16 protein-coding genes are annotated in these 24,373 nt (G+C 67.6%); 6 read left to right on the top strand and 10 right to left on the bottom strand.

The features are described from left to right. Positions 1 to 332: 332 nt before the first annotated feature. Both ACFWP7_RS02240 and ACFWP7_RS02245 read right to left on the bottom strand, forming a co-directional pair. Complete coding sequence (locus ACFWP7_RS02240) at positions 333 to 5,561, bottom strand: trypsin-like peptidase domain-containing protein (RefSeq protein WP_384374587.1); 5,229 nt, start codon at positions 5,559 to 5,561, stop codon at positions 333 to 335. Next, on the bottom strand, positions 5,533 to 5,886 hold the full coding sequence (locus ACFWP7_RS02245) for a CU044_2847 family protein (RefSeq protein ID WP_384374590.1): 354 nt from the start codon (positions 5,884 to 5,886) through the stop codon (positions 5,533 to 5,535). Before ACFWP7_RS02245 ends, ACFWP7_RS02240 begins: the two co-directional genes overlap by 29 nt. Before the next feature lie 477 nt (positions 5,887 to 6,363). Between ACFWP7_RS02245 and ACFWP7_RS02250 the strand changes: the two genes are divergently transcribed. The 4 genes from ACFWP7_RS02250 to ACFWP7_RS02265 all read left to right on the top strand — a co-directional run bounded on the left by ACFWP7_RS02250 (position 6,364) and on the right by ACFWP7_RS02265 (position 14,123). Next, entirely contained in the window at positions 6,364 to 6,720 is a 357-nt protein-coding gene (locus tag ACFWP7_RS02250; RefSeq protein WP_384374593.1) for a hypothetical protein, read from the top strand. 13 nt (positions 6,721 to 6,733) lie between these two features. After that, positions 6,734 to 9,481, top strand: coding sequence for a caspase family protein (locus tag ACFWP7_RS02255; protein ID WP_384374596.1), 2,748 nt, complete (start codon positions 6,734 to 6,736; stop codon positions 9,479 to 9,481). A 1,472-nt stretch (positions 9,482 to 10,953) separates the two neighbouring features. Continuing rightward, positions 10,954 to 13,749 (top strand): RICIN domain-containing protein, encoded by a 2,796-nt coding sequence (locus tag ACFWP7_RS02260; RefSeq protein ID WP_384374599.1) that lies wholly within the window; start codon positions 10,954 to 10,956, stop codon positions 13,747 to 13,749. Between the two features lie 107 nt (positions 13,750 to 13,856). Next, a complete protein-coding gene (locus tag ACFWP7_RS02265) occupies positions 13,857 to 14,123 on the top strand; it encodes a hypothetical protein (protein ID WP_384374602.1) in 267 nt (88 codons plus the stop codon). A gap of 168 nt (positions 14,124 to 14,291) precedes the next feature. Here ACFWP7_RS02265 and ACFWP7_RS02270 read toward each other — a convergent pair whose 3' ends face one another. Together ACFWP7_RS02270 and ACFWP7_RS02275 are read right to left on the bottom strand one after the other, a co-directional pair. Then, positions 14,292 to 15,368, bottom strand: coding sequence for a threonine aldolase family protein (locus tag ACFWP7_RS02270; protein ID WP_384374604.1), 1,077 nt, complete (start codon positions 15,366 to 15,368; stop codon positions 14,292 to 14,294). A 102-nt stretch (positions 15,369 to 15,470) separates the two neighbouring features. Continuing rightward, entirely contained in the window at positions 15,471 to 16,046 is a 576-nt protein-coding gene (locus ACFWP7_RS02275) for a helix-turn-helix domain-containing protein (protein WP_384374607.1), read from the bottom strand. Between the two features lie 206 nt (positions 16,047 to 16,252). Here ACFWP7_RS02275 and ACFWP7_RS02280 point away from each other — a divergent pair, with 206 nt between their 5' ends. Next, positions 16,253 to 17,440 carry a permease gene (locus ACFWP7_RS02280; RefSeq protein ID WP_384374610.1) on the top strand — a complete coding sequence of 396 codons (1,188 nt, stop codon included), beginning with the start codon at positions 16,253 to 16,255 and terminating at the stop codon, positions 17,438 to 17,440. A 9-nt stretch (positions 17,441 to 17,449) separates the two neighbouring features. After that, complete coding sequence (locus tag ACFWP7_RS02285) at positions 17,450 to 18,142, top strand: maleylpyruvate isomerase family mycothiol-dependent enzyme (protein WP_384374613.1); 693 nt, start codon at positions 17,450 to 17,452, stop codon at positions 18,140 to 18,142. 220 nt (positions 18,143 to 18,362) lie between these two features. Here ACFWP7_RS02285 and ACFWP7_RS02290 read toward each other — a convergent pair whose 3' ends face one another. The 6 genes from ACFWP7_RS02290 to ACFWP7_RS02315 all read right to left on the bottom strand — a co-directional run bounded on the left by ACFWP7_RS02290 (position 18,363) and on the right by ACFWP7_RS02315 (position 24,331). Then, entirely contained in the window at positions 18,363 to 18,560 is a 198-nt protein-coding gene (locus ACFWP7_RS02290) for a hypothetical protein (protein WP_384374616.1), read from the bottom strand. Between the two features lie 32 nt (positions 18,561 to 18,592). Further along, positions 18,593 to 19,129, bottom strand: a complete 537-nt coding sequence (locus ACFWP7_RS02295; RefSeq protein WP_384374619.1) for a hypothetical protein — start codon at positions 19,127 to 19,129, stop codon at positions 18,593 to 18,595. A 304-nt stretch (positions 19,130 to 19,433) separates the two neighbouring features. Continuing rightward, positions 19,434 to 20,279, bottom strand: coding sequence for a class I SAM-dependent methyltransferase (locus ACFWP7_RS02300; RefSeq protein ID WP_384374622.1), 846 nt, complete (start codon positions 20,277 to 20,279; stop codon positions 19,434 to 19,436). A 510-nt stretch (positions 20,280 to 20,789) separates the two neighbouring features. Then, a complete protein-coding gene (locus ACFWP7_RS02305) occupies positions 20,790 to 21,344 on the bottom strand; it encodes an HPP family protein (protein WP_384374625.1) in 555 nt (184 codons plus the stop codon). A 426-nt stretch (positions 21,345 to 21,770) separates the two neighbouring features. Next, positions 21,771 to 23,213: a bifunctional 2-methylcitrate dehydratase/aconitate hydratase gene (locus ACFWP7_RS02310; RefSeq protein WP_384374627.1), complete on the bottom strand. Its 1,443-nt coding sequence runs from the start codon at positions 23,211 to 23,213 to the stop codon at positions 21,771 to 21,773. A gap of 212 nt (positions 23,214 to 23,425) precedes the next feature. After that, positions 23,426 to 24,331, bottom strand: a complete 906-nt coding sequence (locus ACFWP7_RS02315; RefSeq protein ID WP_384374630.1) for an oxaloacetate decarboxylase — start codon at positions 24,329 to 24,331, stop codon at positions 23,426 to 23,428. Positions 24,332 to 24,373: the final 42 nt, after the last annotated feature.

Genomic DNA, 24,373 nt, shown 5'->3' on the forward strand with positions numbered 1-24,373 from the left:
AGCTGCGACCTCCAATCCCTCCTCCGATAGCAGCCGACACTCCGCGGCGATCTCCTGTCCGCTGGCATCATAGGCAATTCCGACCTCCCACCGTGTGGACCGGTCAGGCGCGCAGGTCCGCTCGTCCGGCGGCCAGATGCAGGGCAGGAACACTCACATCGACGCCTCGGGCGCACGCACCCAGCCCAAGGTCGTCACAGGCGACTTCGCCGCCTTCGTCAGACTCCTCACAGTCAGGATCTTCCTCTGCTGGCCTCGTGATCCAGAAGCGAAGGGGCTTGATCGAGAGGTCCAACGGCTACCTTGAGACGAGCCCTTGCAGACTGTGAGGTTCAGTTCCACCAACCGCCAACGGTATGCATCGCCTTTAGGAACGCCCGGGGTACGCCGCCGTTGTCCGTAAGGAGCGCAGACCCCGCGGTTGCCAACAGTGCCATGTCCCTAACGACGAGCGGCCGGGGCATCCGGGACAGCTCCCGAAGGGCCCGGTCCAGGACCGTCACATCTACGGTGCCAGACGCGATCCCATCTCGCAGGGCCGGCACGTGCGCCCGCAGAACCCGCTGACGCCCGTCCGGTGGACGGATTCCGACGATTGCATCCAGCGTCCCTACCACTGCGTCGGGCCACCCCACGGCACTCTGTGCGATGGGCACAAGGGCGGCCGCACGGTGTGGGTCCTGCACGATCGTCTCTGCCGCGTCTAGGGCGGAGGCGAGGAGGGCACCGCGCAGCGGGGCGCGGGCATGACGGGCGAGGGCGCACAGCAAGGTGATCCGTGTTTCGGGATCATCCGCCGCTTCCACCAAGGTGCGGAGCTGGGAAACTCTGAGGTCGTCCACATCCGGCAGGTTGCGCCGGAGCAGGCCGAGCAATCCGTCGGTCGCATCCCGCAGCGCAAGATCCGCTCGCACCGCTCGCAGCACCTCCGTCCACAGCCGCTCGGGCGTGGGCCGCCCGGCCGCTGTGATCAGCGACCCGAGTGCGGTGAGCCGGTGCTGGGGGGACTCGATGCTGAGGACCATCTGCTCTGCGGCTCCAAGGAGTTCCGTGGGCAGATCCATGATGAGCGGTGTCAACTCCTCCGGCTCCAAAGCCGTCCGCTGAAGCAGCAAGCGCACGATCCTGCCCCGATCCCGGGTCGACAGCCGCTCCAGAACCTTGCGCCGCTCTGACGGCTTTCGGTGCGCGAGCGCCACTGCGGCCGCGTCGAGCAGGTGATCACGATCGTCGTCGTTCACGAGCCGAGCCAGGTCGATGAGTGGGGCTGGCCCCACCCCCGGGCCGCCCGCCAGGGCGGTGTCCGTCAACGGCTTCAAGAAGGACTTAAAGCGCTCGTTGTCGACATGCTGGCGCACCGCCGGAGCGGCGGCAACGCGGGCAGGGAAGGGCAACTCCTGTGCGTGGCGCAGGACGTCCTCGACCTGGTCAGCTCCAACCACGGGCATCAGTGCCCGGATCCTGGCCAGGGTGGGGTTGCGACCGAGTGCGTCGTCCAGCAACAAAGCCTGTGCCTGCAGCGCCAGCAGGGGGAACACTTTGGCCACTTCCTCGGCCAAGACGTGCTGAAATCGATTCGCGTCCTCGGGAGGGTCGATCTCAAGTCCCCGCACCTGGTTCACCGCGTCCACAACCCGCCCTGCTGGGAATCGGGACACCAGGCGGGCCAGCAACCAGGGCCGAAGCCACGGTTGGGCTTGGTCCGCGATGTTCCACAACAGCGCGGCAAGGTCCTCAGAAAGGCGGTGCGGAAGGCTACCGAGCAATCCCTCCACCGCAGCTGGCCGGCCGCTGAATAGCGGATCCTCGACGATGGCGATCAACAACGGAACGACGCACTCGCGGATCACGCGCTCTTTGTCTACGGCTGTTGCCAGCATGCCGGCCAATACGCCGTCTCCGCCAAGCACGGCCAGTCGGTACTCGACGCGCGTGATCCGCTCCAGGGTTCTGCGCTGCTCGATGTCAACCTGTTGCCGCAATTCGAGCGGGAGCGAGAGCTGTGCCAGTCGTTGCAGGGCGGCGGCACGGACCTTGGCGTTCTGCTGGGCGAGTGCCTCCGTCAGCGCGTACCGTCCCAGCTCGCCACGGTGCCGCTCCGGCGCCCGCGGAACGCAAATCATGAGGGCCTGCAGTCTGATGTCATCATCCGCAATGCGTGCCACCCGCGCCTTTGCGCCCTCAACCGCCGCATCCGCTAGGGGTACATTTCCGCCCAGAAAGGACAGTACTTCGCCGTCGCTGAGCCGACCCGGATGGAACACGAGATCGCACTCGAGATCCGCCAGGATCTGCTCTGAGGCGTTTGTGACCACGTCGCTCAGCAACTCGACCCTGGCGCGTGCATCGTCGATCAACTGGGCGCAATCCAGCGCCTCGCGCAGCAAGACGTCGGCAGCCTCGCCGCGATGGCAGGCGGCCAGGGCGGCAAGGGCTGCGGCCCTGGCAGGCCGGTCAAGGTTGCGTGCGCGTCGCAGGAGTCGCAGGACGGCGTCCGAGGTGTCACCGTGCCCTTCCGCAGCAAGCAAGTAGGCATGGAACAGCAATGACTCAATCCGGGCGTCGCCTCCCGGCCTCTCCAGCTCGCCACACAAGCGCCGTCGGACCGGTCCGGGAAGAGCGGCTACGAGCTCTTCCGAGTCCGTCGGCGGTGTGTTCCGCAAATCGTCGTAAACAGCAGGCGGCAGGGGCGCGCCGGACCTCTCAAGCCAAGTCTGGGCATCAATGAGTAGCCGGTGCCGGACCTGCGGAGTCACGTGTACGAGCATCGACACCAGTTCGTCACGCTCCTCCGCAGCAGCGAACTCCGCCAGAGCGAACCGTGCCCGCACGGTGTGACTGACGCTCGCTACTTCCCCCTGTCGGCCGCGCGCTTCCTCGACCGCCGCCCGTGCCTCTGCCTTCGGAAGGTGACGGGCGAGGGCGCAGAGAGACCGGATCGCGATCAGGGGATCCGGAGTCCGTCGCGCCAGCCGAACCGCCCGTGGCAGCAGGTTCTCTGGCAGATGGCTGGCCATCAGCACCAACGCACGACCGCGCCGCACGCCGTCCTCGTCGGCGGCGCACGAGTCAAGGGCCTCATGTGCCAGGGCCAGCCGTTCGTCCGGCGGCAAACGGACGCTCAGGGCCGCCAGAGCGATCGCCCGCGGGCAAGGAGCCTCCAACGACCGCGCGACGGTCACGGCACGCCGGGCTGACTGCTCTTGCAGGTGGGGGCTCAGCCCTGCCAGAGTGGCAGAGCGGCGGGCAGTGGCTCGCACGGTGGCTGCGATAGCTACGCACTCGTCGAGCCACTCGGGGCCGACGACTGCAGCCAGCCGCACCACCGCAGCGGAGCGCCGATGCTCATAGGTCATTCGGCGGCACAGCGCCAGCGCCTGCGCAGGCGGAAGAATGCCCGCCCGCGCAGCAGAGTCCAACAGGGCCACGGGAATTGCGTCGCTTTGAGCTGCGACGCTCGCACGGGCGAGGGCGCTGAGGAAGCGCACCTCAAACGCCCGCTCGTCACACCGTGCTTCAGCGCGCCGCCAGGCCCGCTCACTGTCGTTCAAGAATGTGCTGTCGCCGCCCTCCAACGCCTGGCAGGCGCGCAACCAGCCGCCGTCAACGAGTGCGTAGAGGTCTTCGTCGGGACCCTGTGCTCGTTCAAGGTGCGCACCGTGAAAACGGACAGCGTACGGCGGGACGGCGGTCGTTCCCTCCCGGGCCTGCGTCAACGCGCGCCTACCGTGAGCGATAAAACGTTCGTCCCAAACATCTCGTTCGGCCTGTCCCATCAACTCCCGGAAGTACATGCCGAGTCGGGGGTGGGAGTATACGAAGCCCGTGTCCCTGCCGTCGCCGATGACGAAGCGTCCCACCTCCGTAGTCAGGGCGCGCAGCCTCAGCCACGACAACGGCCTGGGCATGATGCCCGCTAGGTCGTCGTGGCCGAGCGGGCCGAGCGCGCATGCCAGGACATTCAAGAAGTCCTCGAGATCCTGCCGTTCGGCGGTCGGGTTCCGGTTCCGGTCCCGCCACTGCCGTTCCTGCTCATCCCACCAGCGGCTGAAGTACCCCTCCAGCCCCGTGCTGATCGACGGTAGTTCGGCCGCGTTGATTGCCGCGGCACGCTCGCCGTAGGGCAACAGCGCCTCGACGTAGAGCCGGACGAGCAGAGGGTCGCCCTCGCTAAGGCGGTAAAGCTCGCTGACGACGTCCACCTTGGTCGCCAGGTCGGCGAGGGGGTCGCCCATAGCGTGCAGTACCTGGCGGACGCCGTCCCGGTCCATGGGAGGCAGGGGCAGGTTGACGGCCAGGGAGTCCCAGTTCAGGCGGGTCAGCCAGCCCCTATCGTCCGTATCACCGGCCAGATGGCGGGCCGACGCCAGCACCCGTACGCCTCGCCCGGGAACAGCGGGAAAGAGGTCGGGACCCGGCTGCCAATCGGTCGCCTCGTCAAGGCCATCCATTACGACCAGCAGGGGACGCTCGTCGGGAGACGGGCGTCGTAGGTAGCCGAGGCAGGTCTCCTTCCACTGCTCAGCCGACATATCTGTGGCGCCGGGCGGCTCTCCGTACACCTCGCCCAGCCTGGTCGCCAACGCCGGAAACACCACGCCTGCTTGGGCCGTGTTGAAGCGGATACTCACCGGGACGATAACCACGTGCGCCCGTTCCTGGCGCATCACCTCCTGGGCCCAGCGCACCAGCAGCGCCGACTTGCCGCGGCCAGCCTCTGCCGCAACCAGTGCGTAGGGCGCCGCCTGCGAATCAGTTAGCCATGCGGTGAGCATGTTCATCTGCGGGTCCCGGCCGCCGAAAGGCACGGGGGCGCCGTCCCGGCCCAGATACTCCACCAGGAAGTTCTCGATCCGGCCGGCGTAACTGGCGCTGAACGCCGTCAGCCCGGCGAGCAGCGGGGACACCCCGTCTGCGGCTTCCCGCCAGCGACGGTCCCCACGGTGGAAGGCGTCGTGCGCGGCCACCACTTCCGGGTGGAGCTCACGCAGCAGTCCAACGGGCACTCCCCAACCACCGGTCGGCAGGGCGGGGTCACGCGTCGTCTTGAGCACTCCGCACACACCCATGGTGCGCAGATTGAGCAGTGGGCCCCCACTCATGCCCGGAACCGCCTGACCACCCGCGAGCTTGAGCAGGCCGCCGCCCACCTCATGGATGCCTTCGTAGGTGAAGGTGACCGGTTCCACTTGCGCGTCATCCCGAGACCAGGTACGGGTGTATCCACACCCGTGCACACGGTCCTCCCAGCGCGGTTCGTCGAAATCGAGCCGCACGCAAGGGTGACCGCTGCGCTCGACTTCCAGAACGGCCAAGTCCGGATAGGGGTAGGGGCCGGGGGCAGACCGACCACTGGGAGCTGGATGTACGGCAATGAGCCGGGCTTGCGCTCCGCCTCCTTGCCACTCTGCTCTCAGCGGTTGCCCGGCTTCCGCGCCGCTCACGACGTGGGCACAGGTCAACACCGTGCCAGGAGCCACAAAGAAACCGGTGCCGCCCGCCACCCCGGAACCGCTGATCCGGACCAGGCAGTCAGCCAGAAGTCGTCTGATCCCCGGCATTCCTGGCGCCACTTTCCCACTCCAGCGTGACCTTCAAAGATGCCTTGCTCCCGCTGTCCACGAAGACACTCACCAGGCTGCCCCCCTTCACCCCCAGCTCAAGACCGAACTCGACCGTGGCCTTGGAGGGCTTGATCCTCGCCAGACTATCGACGATCACCGTGCCCACGCCCTGCAACGCCTCGCCAACAACGTCGAAGGACAGCAGCCGGTCAAGCCCGACATCCTGTGGCCCTCCTGGAAGGGTCGCGTCCAGTTGCTGGACCCTGGCCATCATCGACTTCCCGTTGGGAAGCGTGACGTCCACCGTTTTCTCTTCGCCCACTCCGTGCCCTCTCGCCAGCGTGTGCAGCAAGTTTGGCGGCTGCGCGCCTGGTTGGCCACCAAAAGGCAAACAGAGACCTCGTACCTCCAAGGGCGAGCCGTCCCGACGTCGGTGCGAGAAGTTGATCGACGGCCTTGAGTCGCTGACAGAGGCTTGCCCTCAAGCCCGGGTATCAGAGCCACTTCGGGCGGCTGGCCTTGCTCAACGACGACCTAGCGGAAAGTCGGCCGTCTGCTGGAGACCCTCTGAGAGCCCGTAGGTGTTTCACTGGCGAGGACGCCGGACACACTGTGCGAGCAACGCGTGCGCGTGGGAGAAGGGTAGAGGCCGCTGCGGATCTCCGGAGCCGACGAGGGCCAGAGCCGTGGTGGGTCGACTTTGCAGACGGAGCGAATACGCCGAAGCCCTACGCCGGGAACCATCACGTCAGCGCCGACGTCTGTGGACCATGAACACTGGGGCAGAAAAGGAGTGATCATGCAGGTTCAGGTCAGTGTTGAAGGCGCGAATGACCGTGAGAATGAAGCCGAGTTGAGATCGCTGCACGGTTGGCTTAAATCGGACCGGCAGACGATGCGCCTCGCGGCTCCGCAGTTAGAGGCGGTGGGCCCACCCGTACCAGGCGCCCAGGGGTCGGTGATCGACGTCCTCTCACTTGTGCTCGGTTCAGCCTTCAACGCCGCGTCATTGGCTCTGAGCCTCATTAGCTGGCGCGCCACACGACCGCAACAGTCCATCCTGACGGTTCGCCGACCCGACGGAACAGCCGTCGAGATCAATACCGGCTCGCTAGAGGAAGCACGCGCCCTCCTCGAACGGCTCGGGCTCGAATAGGCGCGGCCGAGCCGTGGACCACCTCCCCTGCCCGGAACGTTCACAGGCGGTGCTCATCGGTGCCAGCAGATACTTCCACTTAGACGATCTGCCCGCCGTACAAGCCAACGTGCCCGCGCTGCGGGCGCTGCTGTGCGGGCCCGACGCACCCTTCAACACGGAGAACTGCGTCGCCCTGGTCGACCCGGCCACCACCGTCGAGGTGTCGAAGGCGGTGCAAAAGGCGGCGCGCGAGGCGACCGACACGCTGCTCATCTACTACGCGGGGCACGGTCTACTCGACGACAAGGGTGACCTGCACCTGGCCGTCCCGCAAAGCGACAATGCTTCCGTCTACGACACGGCTGTCCCCTACGACTGGATCAGGCGCCCCATCGAGTCGACCGGAGCGGCTCGCCGAATCGTCATCCTGGACTGCTGCTACGGCGCACGGGCGTTCGGTGTCCAGTCCGAGTCGGTCATCGACCTCGCGGAAGTAGACGGCACCTACGTCATGGCCGCAGCAAGGGAAACGGCCGTAGCTCTCTCTCCACCTGGGGAGACCTTCACCGCCTTCACTGCCGAACTCATCGAGACCTTGAGCGGCGGCGTGCCGGGCGCGGGCGAACTACTCGACCTCAATGTCATCTTCCGCCATGTACGGGGACGGCTGAAAGCCCGGAGCCGGCCCACGCCGTTGGACTTGGACCGCAACGGCTTGGGTGCCACCCCCTTCATACGCAACAGCGCCTACGTGCCTGCTGCGCCCCCGGCCGGTGCCCACCCCGACATGCTGCATGTCCTGGAGTCGACGCCGCGCACCGCAGCGGTCTCCCAGTTGGTCACGTGGGTGGGCCTGCTGAGCGAGAACCGCTCGGCCACCGCCGGCGACCTCGTCCGTACGGCTCTCCAAGTACGAGCGGTCACCGAACTCGCCCCGTTCCTGGCCGCTCTTTTCGAGGCCGGCCATCGTGCCCCAGCCGAGGCCGCGCTGCCGACCCTGTTCTTGACGCGGCCCGTGGAGGAGACGGCGCATCTGGCGGACCTGCTGCACGCAATGTCCGCGGACGAGTGCCTCGTCAGCCTGCTGCAGCTTTCCGTACGGTTGCAGCCGACGCAGCAAGCCGTCCAGTTGGCCGCGGCTCTGTGCCGGGTGGGCCTCGCCGAACACGCGCGGGCGCTCCTCACGGGTTTCGCGCTAACCAGGGACGTGGCGGAGGTCGTCCAGTTGATGTATGAGCTAGCCCATGGCGAGCTGACCCATTTGCTCTCCGAGGTGGCGCGGTCCGTCGCCGAGAGCCGTACGGTCTCCGACGTCACGGCGTTGTTCCTGCCTCTGTGCGCGAACGGCATGCAGGACACCGCCGCCCTTCTCTCTCAGGTCGTCGCAGAGAGTCGTACCGCGATCGACGCCGCCGAGATGATCTCCGTACTCGTGCGGGAGGGGTACGAACACGAAGCGCAGCAGATCTTCGCGGTCGGCATGAGCCAACGCGGCCCCCACTACCTCGCGGAGCTAGTCGCGGCCTTGCAATCGAGCAAGCTGGTCGACGCTGCGGCCACGGCCCGGTTCCTGGCGGTGCTGCACTGGCCCACAGAGGACATCTCTCAATTCATCGCGCACCTGCTGGCGGTCGGCCAGCACCAGCACGCGCTGGAGGCCGCCGTGGACACAGCGCGGGAACGGACGCTCGAGGAGTTCGCCTCCATCACCTCGCATCTCACCGAACTGATCGCCGACCAGGCGATGAAAGAGCTGCTGGACGACGCTGCCCGAGCGTGTTCGCCCAGCCAGGCGGCCTACCTGCTGACCAGGCTCGATGCTGCAGGCCAGGACGGACCGGCGGACCGCATCTTCTGGCTCAGCCTCCACCGGCCCGTGGGCCACGCGGCCGGGATGCTCCGCCACTTGGACCACGCGGGGTCACGGTTCCTCAGCGACACCGAGCTGTCCGGACTATGGCAGACGCGCCCGCCCAGTGATCTCGCCCGGCTCGCTGTGGGATTGGAGCGCTCTCTTCCGCATAAGTCGGAACTACTGCTTAGCATCACCGAACGCCCCGTCCACCAGGTGGCCACGACGGTAGACAGCCTGGAGAAGGCGGAGGCCAACACCCTGTCCAACAAGGTACTTAGGGCGGTCGTCGCCAAGTGGGACATGGCGGCGCAGGCACAGCTCGTCATCGCACTGGAGGAACGTTCACAGACCGGTTGTGCCCGGTACCTGGAAGAACGTGCCTCCCGTGCGAAGGGCTTCGCCGACACCCTGCGCACAGCACGCACTCAGGCCAAGGCCGCAGAGCCCTGGTGGCCGTGGTGGCCGCGACAGCGCTTCGCTTACCAGCCATCACCGCACACACACGTGATGTACCTCGTCAAATCCAGCGAAACGATCCACGACATTGCAAAACGCTACGGCGTGCGCCAGGCAGGCATCATCGACGAGAACGATCTCCGGGCCCCGTACACCATCTACGAGGGGCAGGCTCTGAGCATCCCTCTCCAGTCCGATCGCAGGCGCTTCATGCTCCCGCCGTTCACGCGGCGCCTGGCGCCCGGCCGCGTCCACCCGGACGTCGAGCAGTTGCAGAGTCTCTTGAAGCGGGCCGGATACCTCGACCAGCTCGTTGTCGAGAGCGATCACTACGGCCCCAAGACCTGCCAGGCGGTCGCCAGACTAAACCGGGAGCACCTCCTGGGCCAGCCCCCCACCCCCAACAACGATCCACGCATCACACACAAGGGCTGGGACATCGTGCACCGCCTCGCCCGAGGTGGATGAGAGATGGAGCCTCCCGTTCTCCCCTGGCTCGGCGCTTCGGCTGATCCGCGGCCTGAGTGATCACCTGGGACGACTTGAACACCATCCTGGCGACCCAAACAGCTACGGCCGCTGCCCGGTCGGGAGCCTTCCCGCCACCGCACCGGTCTGGCGGCCTTCCGGCCAGCCGCGATGACCAGGTTCTTCACGGTCCGGGCTGGCTCGAGGTAGACGCGTTGAGGCCGGGGACCGCGTTCACCGTAGGGAGGGGGTCTAGGTGTGCTTCTTCCGGCTGGGTGGCCTCGGTAGTTGACGCACCCTGGAGGGCACATCCAGGGCACATGAGCCTGGGAAACAGCGTTGACTCGCGAGAACTACGGAGATCTATTCTCACAGGTCAACACACATTTCTGCGAGAAACCCCAGGTCACCACCCCGCCCCTCCCATTCGCTGCACGAGTGGCAGGACTTCAGCCATCGGCTGCATGAGGCGGGGCATCAGCCTTATTGCCTTGTTTGGCCGTGAGTTGGGGATTTGGCGGTAGCGGGCGGGGTCTTCGGGCCTCGCCTTTTTCATGTGCCTGGAGGGGCCGTCAGGCGGCCAGGGCCCATTGATTTCACTGGGGCCCCTTCCTGCCCAGGCGCTCGACGGGGTCCCGTCGGCGCCACGCTCCACACTCGACAGCCGGGATGTCCCCCGTACCGAACCGGCGAGTACGAGGGCATGATCGGCGGCGAGCAGAACGCGGGTCCTGAGCCGTGGGGGCGTCGTGGTCGGTCTGGCGGCGGTGACGCACAGCCGCACCTGAATATCGCCTCGGGCCGGAACCGAACTCCGGGCAGGGTTGATGGTCAGCTCTGCGGAACCCCCGGACTCACTCGCCGTGACCTGGGGTTTCTTGTTCTCTGCTGACCTTGGAATCCGGGCCGATCGGACAACGTACGGGCTACGCATCGCAATGCGTGGGTCCAAGGCGCCGTTTCTGTGGAGACATCCAGGAGGCCGGCCCCTGAGCTGGGCCGGCGGGGCGTACTTCTCCGGCACCGACCCCCCAGCCTGCTGCAGGCCCGGACCACCGCTGAGTGGAGTGGCCGAGCTGCCGGGGTGAGACACGAACAGGCGCGGTCACACCTCGCGCCGAAGTGAATCAAGTCACATCAAATAAGTGATAGATCGGCGCTCGGTGAAAGCATCTCAGGTCAGAGCCTCCCCAGCCACGCTCCTTTTCTTGGCCGCTTTTCGTTATCCGTGCTTTCCCGTCGCGCCGCCGGTTGAGAGTTTGTGCCCGCGTCCGGGCGCTCTATAGGTTCGGGGCGTCCGGGCACCGGGCGACTCCCATGTCCTGGGCGCTCATTCGGATTTCGGCGGATCGCCGTGCCCGTCCTTCCCCCCCACTTTCGAGGAGTTTCTTGTGCATGAGGCCCCGGCACGTCCAAAACGCTTCGGAAGGTCGAAAGGTCTACGCCGTCTGTCGCGCTCCAGGCGCCGCGTGATGACAGTGGCCACTGCCGCCGCCGTCGCTGTGGGCGGCCTGGCGTGGATGACCTTCGGCCCGTCAAGTGCCGCCCCCGAAGCCGGCGCGGCGACCACCACGGCCACCGCGGCCGGCGCCACCACCGCCTTCACCAGCTACGAGGCTGAAGACGGCACCCTGGCCGGCGGTGCGACAAAAGTGGCGGTCACCTCCGCACCCACCAGCAAGTACTCCAGTGCCGCCCTGGAGGCATCCGGGCTCGCCTACGCGCACCTCGCCGCGACCAATCAGTCGGTGCAGTGGACGAACAACACCGGCAAGCCGGTCAGTTATCTCAACGTCCGCGCCAGCATCCCGGACTCCTCCGACGGCACCGGAACCACCGCGACCCTCGACCTGTACGTCAACGGCACGTTCCGGCAGGCGCTGAACCTCAACTCCAAGCAAACCTGGATATACGAAGGCAGCGCGTACAACAGCAGCACCGACGAGAATCCCGCCAACGGCGACCCCCGGGTCTTCTGGGACGAGTCGCGTACATTCGTCACCGGTACTCCCATCGCGGCCGGCAGCACCATCCAGCTCAAGAAGAGCTCGACGAACACGGCGTCTTACTACAACATCGACGTGATCGACGTAGAGAACCCGCCCGCGCCCATCGCGCAGCCGGACAACTCCATCTCCATCACCAGTTGCGGCGCGGTCGCCAGCAATGTCCCGACCAACGGCTCGGCCGCCAGCGGGTCGGTGGACAGCCGCGCCGCGATCCAGACCTGCATCAACCAGGCGCAGACAGAGAAGAAGATCCTCTGGATCCCCCAGGGCACCTTCTATGTCAAGGGCACCACGGGGCTGACCGCCAAGGGGATCACGATCGCCGGCGCCGGGCAGTGGTACAGCAACATCTACCGCGACGTGCCCCTGCCCTTTACCGGTGGCATGAGCGCGCTGTTCTCGGTGACCTCGTGCACCGTGCAGAACTTCCACATCGACTCCAACTCCACCAGCCGCCACAACGGTGACGGCGGCGCGATGGACACCACCGGCACCGACTGGTCCGCCAGCGGCCTGTGGTCGCAGCACACCATGTCCGGCTTCTGGGCCTCGGGCACCGGCGGCACGATACAGAACAACCGGCTGACCTCCATCTGGGCCGACGGCATCAACGTGAACAACCAGGCGCTCAACACGTTCACCGGGTCCAACCTGACGGTGACCAACAACTACATCCGCGGCACCGGTGACGACGAGCTGGCGATCAACTCCGTCGCCTTCAAGGCCAGCGACCCGTCGCAGACCTACCCGCCGATGTCGAACGTCACCATGACCCACAACACTGCGATCGCCCCCTGGGGTGCCCACGGCATCGGGATCTACGGCGGTGGCGGCCACGTCATCAGCGACAACTACCTCGCCGACTCCGGGCGGATGATGGCCCTGAACGCCGGCGTGTTCAGCGACAACGGCAGCGACCTGACCTCCGCGACGATCACGGACAACGTCATTGTCCGGTCCGGCGGCAATTCCTGGGGCCAGGGAACGCCCGCGGTGATCATCGGCGACGGCGCCGCCGGCGTGAACAACGGAGCCATCAGCAACATCACCATGACCGGCAACACCATCTCCGATTCGCTCTTCGACGCGATCGGCTTCACCAACTCGACCAACTCGAAGCTGCAGAACAACACGATCAACAACCCCGGACGCAACGGCATCGTGATCGCACCGCCGAACTTCCCCGCGCCCATCGGATCGGCGACGATCACCAGCAACACCGTCAGCGGGCTCAAGTCCGGTATGACGGCGTACCAGAAGAACTCCAGCACCTTCACCGCCACGGTGACCAACAACAGCTGGCAGGGAGGCACCGGCGCCACCCCCACCACTGAGGCGCCGTACGGTGGCACCGCCGCCGCGCTGCCCGGCACCGTACAGGCGGAGAACTACGACACCGGAGGTCAGGGCGTCGGCTACAGCGTCTCCTCCGTCAACAACAGCGAGACCTACCGCTCCGACGGCGTCGACGTCATGACGACCACCGACACCGGCGGCGGCTACAACCTGGGCTTCACGGCGAGTTCCCAGTGGTTCCGCTACACCGTCAAGCCGCTGGCGGCCGGTACGTACACGGTGAGCTTCCGCGTGGCGGCACCCTCCGCCGTGACCGGCGCCCTGCACCTGTCCAACGCGTCGGGCACCAACCTCAGCGGCGCGGTCGACATCCCCGCCACCGGCGACTACCAGAAGTGGACCACGGTCACCGCGAGTGTCACCCTCCCGGCGGGCCAGCAGGTCCTGACCCTCAACGAGGACAAGGCCGGCTGGAACATCAACTCCCTCTCCTTCGCCGACAAGAGCGCGTCCGCCGTCAACTCCTCGACCTGGTACGAGGTCGTCAACCAGAGCAGCGGCAAGTGCGTGGACGCCACCGGCGCCGGCACCGCCGACGGCACCGTCGTCCAGCAGTACACCTGCGTCGCCGCCGTCGCGAACCAGGAATGGCAGTTCGCCTCCGCCGGCTCCGGCTACTCCGAGGTGCTGAACCGCAACGCCGCGGCCCAGACCCAGGCATGGGACGTCATCGGCGGCGCCGCGGCCACTTCCGGAGCCAAGCTCCAGACCTGGTCCTACCACGCGGAAACCAACCAGCAGTGGCAGGCCGTCGCCAAGACCGGCGGCACCTTCACGCTCGTCGCCCGCAACAACGGCCTGTGCCTGACCGCGCCCAATACCGCCAACGGCGCCCAGTTCCAGGTCACCACCTGCAACGGCAGCACCGCGCAGTCCTTCTTCCTGTCCCCGCAAACGTCCTGATCCCAGCACGGCAACGCGATGCCCGAACCCCGCTGTGGGCCCGCACCACGGGCAACACGGCGGGCTACAACACCCCCCGCTTCAAGCAGCATCTGGCGAAGCACTTGATGACCAACACCGAAGGCGTACCGGTCTACGGTGTCACGGCCTCCGGTATCGAGAACAACTACCTCGGTACCGACCAGGGCGCCGGTGGCCGCGCCGCACTGACCCGCCTCGACCGGGACGTCCTGTCCATCCCGGGCATCAAGACCGTCGTCGTCACGCAGGGCCTGGAGGACATCGTCGCCGGCGACCACCTCAACCTGACCACCGACGGCTACAGCACAATCAGCAACGCCTTCGGCCTGACCTCACTCGGGCCAGACGCGTAGCAGACAACAGTGGCCGGGTGCACTGCAGCATTCATGTGGCGCGCCCGGTCCCCGTCGCCCGGCACGTCGAGGTCAGGGCGTGTGCGCGGACCGACACGTCGAGATCAGCGCGTGTGCGCGGCCCGGCACGTCCAGATCAGCGCGTGTGCGCGGCCCGGCACGTCCAGATCAGCGCGTGTGGCGGCGTACCGCGTCGAGGAGTTGGTCGATGTCGTCGGTGCTGTGGGAGAAGGCGGTGACGAACCGGACGATTCCCGGCTCCCAGCGGTCGTGGTAGAAGGCGTAGCCCTCGGCGAGGAGTCCTTCGGTGGTCTGCTGGGGCAGGCGGCAGAAGAGGATGTTGGCCTGCGGGATGGCCAGCAGGCCGGTGCCGGGGATGGCCTTGAGGCCGTCGCCGAGCCGGGTGGCCATGGCGTTGGCCCGGCGGGCGTTGTGCAGCCACAGGTTGTCGGTGAGGTACGCGTCGATCTGCGCCGTGTGGAAGCGCATCTTGGAGGCGAGCTGGCCGGCGCGCTTGGCGCGGAAGGCGAGCTCGGTGGCGAGTGCGGGGTCGAAGGAGACGATGGCGTCGGCGGTCATCGCGCCGTTCTTGGTGGCGCCGAAGGACAGGACGTCGATGCCCGCCTTCCAGGTCATCTCGGCCGCGCTGACGCCGAGATGGACCAGGGCGTTGGCGAAGCGCGCACCGTCCATGTGGACGCGCAGCCCCGCCTCCTTGGCTATGGCGGACAGGCGGCGGATCTCGTCCAGGGTGTAGACGCTGCCGCTCTCGGTGGCCTGGCTGATGCTCACCACGGACGGCTGCACGCTGTGCACGTCACCGGCCCGGCGGCGCACCGCCGCCCGCAGCGCTTCGGGGTCCATCTTGCTGTCGGGGCCCGGGACACCGACGAGTTTGGCGCCGCCTGTGAAGAACTCCGGAGCGCCGCATTCGTCGGTGTTGACGTGGCTACCGGGGTGCGAGAGCACGCTGCCCCACGGTGGGGTGAGGACGGCCAGGCTCAGGCCGTTGGCGGCGGACCCGGTGGAGACCGGGAAGAGCTCGACGTCCCGCTCGAAGATCTCGCCGAGCCTGCGGCGGGCGCTGTCGGTGAAGGGGTCGTTGCCGTACGGCAGGACCTGCCCGGCGGTCGCGTCGGCGACTGCCTGGGCTATCTGCGGGGAGGCTCCGGCCATGTTGTCGCTGATGAAGGCGCGGCTGGAGGGGGTGGTGGCGATAGCGCTGGTGGCGATGGTGGTGCTCATGAGAGGGCTTCCTCGTCTCAGGGGCTGGGTCTCAGGCACCGGTATGGGCCTAAGACGCCGGATCTCAATCGCTGATGTGGGCCTCGGACACTGACGCGGGCCTCAGGTGCTGATAGGCGAAGCGAAGACGACCGTGACGTCCACTTCCTCGGCGCCGGTGCGGTAGAAGTGCGGGGCGTCACCGGCGAAGGCGAGCATGTCGCCGGGGCCCAGCTCCTGCGGGGCGTCGACAGGGCCGGCGGTGAAGTGCCCGGTGGCGACGATCAGATGCTCGATCGTGCCGGTGGCGTGCGGGACGCCGGGCAGCTCCGTCTCGGGCGGGATGCGCAGCCGCCAGATCTCCAGGCTGTTGCCGCTGCTGATGCGGCGCAGCAGTTCGCGGGAGACCTCGCCGGGCTCGACGTCCGTGCCGGGCCGGAAGACCGGCCCGGTGTCGGCGTCACGCGCCAGCAGGTCGGCGATCGGGATGCGCAGGGCGATCGCGATCGCGTCCAGGGTGTCGATCGTCGGATTGCCGTTGCCTGCCTCCAGCTGGGACAGCGTGGCCTTGCTCAGCCCGGCGCGCCGGGCCATCTCGGCGGCGCTCATGCCGCGTTGCTGGCGGCGCAGGCGGATCTTCGCGCCGACCGCGGCCGCGGTACTGCTCACCGGCTGACGGCCGGACGGCGGGGGCGTCATCAACGGCTCCTGTGCGTTGCGGTGCAGGACATGTAGACGCCGACCTGCCGAGATCTCTTGATTGAGCGAACCATGCGTTCACTATATCGAACTGCCGGAGACAGCAACCTCTCGTTCGTTTTAATGAACGCCGCCTCCCTGCCAGACATACCCCCTAGGGGAATACTCACCGGAGGCAACCGTCATCTCCGGAAGGGTGCATCACCGTGGACGCCATCGGGCACGCCTTGTCCATCGCCGGGTCGATGACCTGGGAGGTCACCTGGGCGCTGATCCTCGGCTTCACGCTGTCCGCCGTCGTGCAGGCGGTGGTGCGCCGATCCACCGTCGTACGGCTCCTCGGCGACGACCGGCCGCGCACCCTCGCCGTGGCCGCCGGGCTCGGCGCGGCCTCGTCCTCCTGCTCATACGCCGCCGTGGCCCTCGCCCGCTCGCTCTTCCGCAAGGGCGCGGACTTCACGGCGGCGATGGCCTTCGAGATCGCCTCCACCAACCTGGTGATCGAACTCGGCGTGATCCTGGCCCTGTTGATGGGCTGGCAGTTCACGGCGGCCGAGTTCGTCGGCGGCCCGATCATGATCGTCGTACTCGCCGTGCTGTTCCGGGTCTTCCTGCGCGAGCGGCTCCTGCGCCAGGCCCGCGAGCAGGCCGAGCGCGGGCTGGCCGGGTCCATGGAGGGCCACGCGGCGATGGACATGTCCGTGGGAGGTGAGGGCGGCTTCGCGCGCCGGCTGTTCTCGCGGGACGGTTTTACGTCCGTGTCGCACATCTTCGTCATGGAGTGGGCGGCGATCCTGCGCGACCTGGTGGCCGGGCTGCTGATCGCCGGGGCGATCGCCGCCTGGGTGCCGGACGACTTCTGGCAGGCGTTCTTCCTGGCGGACCATCCGCTCGCGGCCAAACTGATCGGGCCGCTCATCGGGCCGCTGGTGGCGATCGCGACGTTCGTCTGCTCCATCGGCAACGTGCCGCTCGCGGTGGTGCTGTGGAAGGGCGGGATCAGCTTCGGCGGGGTGATCGCCTTCATCTACGCCGACCTTCTGATCCTCCCGATCCTGAACATCTACCGGAAGTACTACGGCGCCCGCATGGCGGCCTTCCTGTTGGTCACGTTCTTCACAGCCATGGCCGTCGCCGGGTACGTCGTCGAGTTCGCCTTCGGCGGCCTGGGACTGATTCCGGACCAGGCCGACGCCACGATCCCGGAGGAAGGGATCACCTGGAACTACACGACCTGGCTCAACATCGTCTTCCTGCTGCTGGCGGCGTCCCTGCTCGTACGGTTCTGGCGCACCGGAGGCCCGGCGATGATGCGAATGATGGGCGGCACACCCGACAAGCCGGATCAGCCAGATCAGCCGGACCACTCTCACCACCCCGATCGCTCGGGATAGGTTCGCCCTATGGATTCCGCTTCTCTACTCCTCCATCTGCGCCGCGAGTTGGACGGTTTCCGGGTCTGTCTGGACGGCGATTCGGCCGCGCGGGTCGAGCACTGCGGGGACTGGACGCTGTACGACCTGGCGGACCATCTGGGCAGGGGGAACCTCTGGGCGGCCGCCGGTGTCACCGAGGGGCACGGTGACCTCAGAGCGGCTGCGGCGCCTCGGGAACCGGCGGCGCTGGGGCGGTGGTTCGACGACACGTCCGAGACCCTGCTCGCGGCCCTGGACGCCGATCCGTCCACCCCGGCCTGGACGTTGCATCCGCCGCACACGGTCGGGTTCTGGCAACGACGGCGTTGCATGGAGACGCTCGTGCACCGGTGGGACGCCGAGAACGCCCTCGGAGCACCCGGGCCGCTCAACGCCGAACTGGTCGACGACGGGGTGTCCGAGGTCTTCGACACCATGGCCCTGCGGATGATCGCGCGCGGCCGGGCGGTCCCGCCCGCGGTCGCGCTCCAACTCGACGCCACGGACACCGGGTCGACCTGGACGTACGGCCCGGGAGACCCGGTCGCCGTGCTCTCCGGCACAGCGGAGAATCTGCTGCTGACGCTGTGGGGGCGGCTGCCGCGTACCGATGACGCACTTTCGTGGGAGGGCGATCGGCAGGCGGGGCAGCGGGTGTTGGACGGTCCGCTGGTCCCCTGACGTCCCAACCGCACCGGGCGGTGCCATCCGACTTCCGGCGGCTCCGCCACGAACTCCGCCCACACCGTCCTCCCGACGGGCGTACGGGGCACCGTCCCCCAGCGCACGGCGAGCATCGCCACCAGGACCAGGCCCCGCCCGGACTCGTCCTCCAACCTCACAACCGTCTCCGAACCGAACCGGGGTTGGCGCGTGGACGCGTCCCCAACCTCGATACGGATCAGCCGAGTTCGTACGTCCATGGTGAGCCGGAGGTGGAAGTCCCGTCCGGGCACCCGGCCGAGGCGTTTCCGGACTGGGCACGGGCGTTCATGGCGCTCTCGGAGAGGGCGGCCGCCATCCGCGAGTACGACGTGATGGGTGGGTCGCCGACCATCTTGGAACTGCCGGACGGCTCCGGACAGCGCCCCAGATCCACCGGGCCCTCGTTCGCGGCGACCCGGCGAAGGGCTAGGTCACCGTGGGAACCCTGAATTCGAGTACGTCGATCACTCCCACGTCCTGCCATTGGGCGTTGTTGTAGCCGTCCCATTCATCGACCTCGCGGTCCTTCGCGAATTTGTCCGCTTGCGTTTGACCAACCAGGGAGAGGTAATACACCTCGGTGATTCCCTTCTGCCCGTCGTAGCCAAGGGATCGATTGTTGTCCTCCCAGCAGCCGTCCGAATCCGGAGTGACGGTAGTGGCTGGATAGTATTGGTTCGAGCCTGGGTTGCCGAACTGGTCCTTGGTGTTCCTGTCCGGCTGCCTGACCAGGTACAGGACTTGACCTGCCGGAATGGTCAGGCTCACCTGGCCTCGAACGCTGATTGCGGGATTCTGATCCTGGCTCACCTTGGTGAGCACTCGCGGCTTCTTGTCGGCGAACAGTTTTGAATTGGAACGCTGAGCGGGTGGACGTACCCACAATTCTCCCGCCGCCTCCAGTCGATCGAGATCGCATGGGTCGCCGAGTGAAGACGTCTTTTCGTCGTCCAGCGTCAGCAATACCGGGATGGTTGTGGCGAGGATGGCCCCTATCGCACCAATGACGGCAATGCGAACCGCCTTGCTCTTCTTGTCGGCTTCCGCGTCGGGAGCTTGCCCGCCCTGACGGGCACTATGCCTCCGCCTGCAGGCACCACGCCCGGGACGGCACCCGGACCCCCCAAGCCCTCGGACTGCGCCCAGCATGAGCAAAACGGGCACGACGCGGCTGCACCGAAGCCCTGGAGGTCGCGGTACTCCTCTGCCGTACCGTCACCGCCTGGCCCTCGCAGACGGTGAAGTTGCCGACGTGGCCTGCGTTCGCTCAGGTGACCCGCGCGGCCACCAGGGTCTCGAAGGTATAGGGCCGCAGGCCATCGGTACGGTCGGCGAAGTACCGCTGCTGGAGGTCTGCACGTGCGGGGTGGTCCACGACCTTCAGCCCGCACCGGCTGATCAGCCTCTCGATCTCGGATGCCGGCCAGCCAGGCTGAAGAGGCTCGCCGGCAGCAGCCGCGATCGGCGTGTAGATACGGGCGAATTCCGTCCCCGCGTCGTCGAGCGCACCGTCCTCGGCCCGATAGGAGAACACCACCTCAGACCCGGGAGCAGCCGCCGCGATCGTGCGCAACGTCGACTCGATCGCCTGTGCCGTCAGATAGGGGGCGACGCCCGTCCAGCAGAACATCGCCGGCTGCGCCCAGTCGAACCCGGCCGGGCCCAGAGCATCCTGAACCGGTCCGGCCTCGAAATCAACCGGCACGAATACCTGCGAGTCGCTGAGCGGCAGGCCGAGCTCCCTGACCCGCTCGAGCTTCCAGGCCTGGGAGGCAGGGTGATCAACCTCGAACACCGTCAGCGAGCCGAGCAGATCCGGCCGCCGCCACGCGAACGAGTCAAGCCCCGCGCCAAGAATCACGTACTGCGTGAAGGCACCAGCAGCCAGCCGGTCCTCGGCGTACCGGCTGCGGGTGCAGACAGCCGCACGGGACTCGCGGCCGACCGGGCCGGGGAACAGCGGATCGAACTGGTCTCGCAACTGCTGCCATACCGGGCCGACAAGCACCAGGGCCAGCACATCGTCCAGTACCCACGGCGACGCCGTCTCCAGGCGAAACAATCCACGCGACACGGCCGCAAACATTGCCGTCCTGCTCGGCGCGCTTTCCATGCATTCCTCCTCGCCGGCCAGAACCCGGCATGCTGGCCACGCCCGCCCACTCCGCGCACTTCACAGGATGCGCGTGAAGGGCCCTGACGGCCATAGCCAGATCGCCTGGCAGCCACGATCTGCTCGCCATCGGGATCCTCCAAAACGGCCAGACACGCCAGCATCACAGCCGCCTGCACGCCACCACGCCCGGGACGCATCACGCGGAAATGGCGGCCGGACTCCCAGACCTCGCCCCCCGCTCGTGACAGCAAAGCCCCCGACGGCCCGTTGCCGGCCTTCGCCGCCGCCTCCTGGGCCCTGTTCATAGGCGAGTTGAAAACCCTTCACCGCAGCAATCGGTTCCTGTCGTCATCGACCCGCGGTTCGGCCACGGGCTTCCCGCCATCGCCACCAACCGTGTCTCGGTCAAGGCAGGACGGCCGCATCAGGACACGTGTCGAGAGAGGCGGACTGCCGCCCACGCCGTACGGCAGGGCGGCCTCGACCGCACCTGGCCGTGACCACTGCTCACCACCAGGACGTGGGATACACCTGCCGCTGAAGGCGGGCCGAGACCATCTGTACCGCGATGAGCAGTGCCGCGCCGAGGGCGAGGAGGGGGACGAAATGGGTGGCCGGGGGGCGGGTGAGCATGATCATGACGGCGGTGGCCATGGCCGGTGGGTGGGCCGCTTTGAGGAGGAGTACGAGGCCGCAGGCGATGCCGGCGGCCACGGCGGCGGCCCAGGGACCGTGCCAGCCGAGGGCGAGTATCACGAAGGCGACCAGGCAGGACAGCATGTGGCCGCCGATGACGTGGCGGGGCTGTGCGAGAGGTGATTGGGGGGTCGCGGTGACGATGGCCATCGTGGCGGCAAGCGGCGGGACCAGCGCCGTCTGGTGGGTGAGTGCCCCCACGGCCGCCAGTGCGGCCAGCCCGATCGTCGTGGTGACGGTCGACGACGCGACGGTCCGCTGGGGCGGCCGGGGCTCGTCGGGCTTCCACCAGCGGTTCGCGGGCGGCTCCGCCGGATGGCCCTGCACCTCCACGACCTCCGGCATCTCGGGCGCGTCAGATGCCATGAATGCGAGATTCAGCTCGGGAGGTGCGGTTGACGGCGGCAGAGCGGACCAGCTCGGGCGGGTCGCACACCTTCAGGGCGCACGGAAGCAGCACGGGAACTCCTCTGAGGGTCCCCGCTTCCGGCCCACGGCGGCTCGTCGTCCGTGAAGACGGGGATCATCCACGGCATCGTGACCTTGCCGAGCGGCGCCCGTCCAAGACCGCCTCCCTATCGCCCGATCGAGGGCCTCTATCGAAACCGCTTGTACCCAGAGCGTGCTTCTTGGCTCGGTGTATCGACGGATCAGCATGCGACTGCCCCTGGGCACGGGAGTTGACCGATGGCATGACCGATGGCATGAGAATGCTCGTCGCTGATCTGGCGCCGGCCGGCGCGGAAAGACGAGAGACGGCAGCGTGGTGGTGAGCGAACGCTCTCGCGTGGTTCAGGGCGTGGCGAGTGTCCCGAGGAATGCGGAGACGGGCAGTGCTGTGATGGCCGGGTAGTCGGTGAGCAGGGTGTTGAGCTGCTCGGCGCGCCGTTGTGGGTATACCGCGTGCAGGTTGGCGGTGAACTTTTCCTTCAGCAGGGGGATGCCTTCGGAGCGGCGGGCTGGGTGGCCGAGCGGGTAGTGCACTTCGACGCGTTCGGTGGAGGTGTCGTCAGTGAAGAACACCTGGACGGCGTTGGCGATCGAGCGGTGCTCGGGGTCCAGGTAGTCGGCGCTGTAGCGGGGGTCCTCGCGGACGACGGTCTTCGCCCGCAGCATGTCGATGCGGGGGTCCGCTGCCACGTCGTCCTCGTAGTCGTCGGCGGTCAGCCCTCCCCGCAGGAGGGCGATGGCGGCGATGTACTGGAGACAGTGGTCGCGGTCTGCGGGGTTGTGCAGGGGACCGGCCTTGCTGATGATGCGGATCGCGGACTCGTGGGTGGTGATCTCGATCCGGTCGATCTCCTCGATGCGGTGCGCCACCTGCGGGTGCAGTCGGACGGCGGCCTCGGCGGCGGTCTGTGCGTGGAACTCCGCGGGGAAGGAGATCTTGAACAGGACGTTTTCCATGACGTAGGAGCCGAGCGGCCTCTCCAAGGTGAGGGGCCGGCCGTCGAACAGGACGTCGTGGAAACCCCAGACCGGTGCGGAGAGCGCTGAGGGATAGCCTGGCTCGCCGGCCAGCACGATCAGCGCGAGGCGCAGTCCGCGGGAGGTGGCATCGCCAGCTGCCCAGGACTTGCGCGGACCGGTGTTGGGAGCGTGCCGGTAGGTGCGCAGTGCGCCCCCGTCGAGCCAGGCGTGGGAGACGGCGTCGCGGACCTGGTCGCGATCGCCGCCGAGGAGGGCGGTGGCCACAGCAGCCGAGGCCACTCGGACCAGCAGCACGTGGTCGAGGCCGACCCGGTTGAACGAGTTCGTCAAGGCGAGGACGCCCTGGATCTCGTGCGCCTTCACCATGGCGGCCAGGACGTCGCCCACGGTGAGCGGAGGCTGTCCCGCCGCCTCACGGCGGGTGGCGGCGTGAGCGGCGGCGGCGAGGATCGCGCCGACGTTGTCGGAAGGGTGACCCCATTCCGCGGCGAGCCAGGTGTCGTTGTAGTCGAGCCAGCGCACCATCGTGCCGATGTCGAAGGCGGCTTTGACCGGGTCGAGGACGTGCGCCGTGCCGGGAACCGGGATGCCGCCGGGTACGAAGGTGCCCGGCACGATCGGCCCGAGCAGCTTGACGCACTCGGGGTGGCGCAGCGCGAGCATGCCGCAGCCGAGCGCGTCGATGAGGCTGAGGTGCGCGGTGCGCAGGGCGTCCTCACGGTCGATAACTGCGCCGTGGGCGTAGTCGGCGATCTCGGTGAGCAAGTGGTCGTAGTCGGGACGGGCGTTCGCCTCGGCGGTCATGGCCGTGTCCTTTGTGCTCGGGGGACGGTCGGAGTAGGGGGCGGGACGTGAACGGCCCCGGTTTCCGTCGACAGGCGTCGTCGGTGCGCCGTTCGTACGGGTGGCGCGGCTCGGGCTGACGCCGATGAGACGGGGGCTCTGGGCCCTGTCGTCAAATTCCCGTCTGCCCCGCGGGCGACGACGGGAATTTGACGACAAGGCCTAGGAGAGGCCTAGGAGGCCGGAACCTCGGGGCTCTCGGGGGAGTAGCGGGCTTCGAGGGCGTCGTGGGCCGGTTTGCGGACGATGCGCTGGCGTTCGGTCCAAGGAGCGATGTCGTCGGCGGCCGCGGCCAGGGTTCCCGTCTGCCGCAGCGCGCCCAGCGCCCGCTGCATCCCCTTGATCGATGCCTGAAGTGCCACATTGGCGAAGAGCGCGATGCGGAACCGGGACAGTTCCTCCAGCGACAACTGAGGTGTTCTGCCGCCCTCGACCAGGTTGATGACCTGCGGGACGTTCAGCAGTCCCGGTACCGCCAGCACTTCCTGTCTGGTCTGAGGAGCTTCGAGGAACGTGACGTCGGCGCCGGCTTCGGCGTAGAGGCGCGCCCGGTCGACGGCTGCCTCGAACCCCTCGACCGCACGTGCGTCGGTGCGGGCGATGATCACCAGGTCCTTGTTGGTACGGGCGTCCACGGCCGCGTGGATCTTCTGGACCATCTCCGCTGCGGGGATGATCTGTTTCCCCTCAAAGTGGCCGCACTTCTTGGGGGAGACCTGGTCCTCCAGCTGTACGGCGTCGGCGCCGGCCCGCTCCAGCACCGTGATCGTGCGCCGAACGTTCAGCGCGTTGCCGAATCCGGTGTCGGCGTCCACTATCAGCGGCAGTGCCACGGCGTCACGGATCGCCTCGACGTGGGCGGCCAGTTCGGTCAGGGTGACCATGCCGATATCCGGTATACCGAGGAAGCTGTTGGCGATCCCGGCGCCGGTGACGTACACCGCCTCGAAGCCGGTGTCCTCGATGACCCGGGCGGCCAGTGCGTTGGCCGCCCCGGGGACCACCAGCAGGGGTCCTTCGGCGAGCCGCGTGCGCAACGCCCGGGTCGTGGTGGTCACGACGTGGTCGGTGACGCTCACAGGAACTCCGCTTCTGTTGGTCTCGGCGGTCGTATCGCCGGG

It is taken from the genome of Streptomyces sp. NPDC058470 (assembly GCF_042721055.1).
GTDB lineage: Bacteria > Actinomycetota > Actinomycetes > Streptomycetales > Streptomycetaceae > Streptomyces.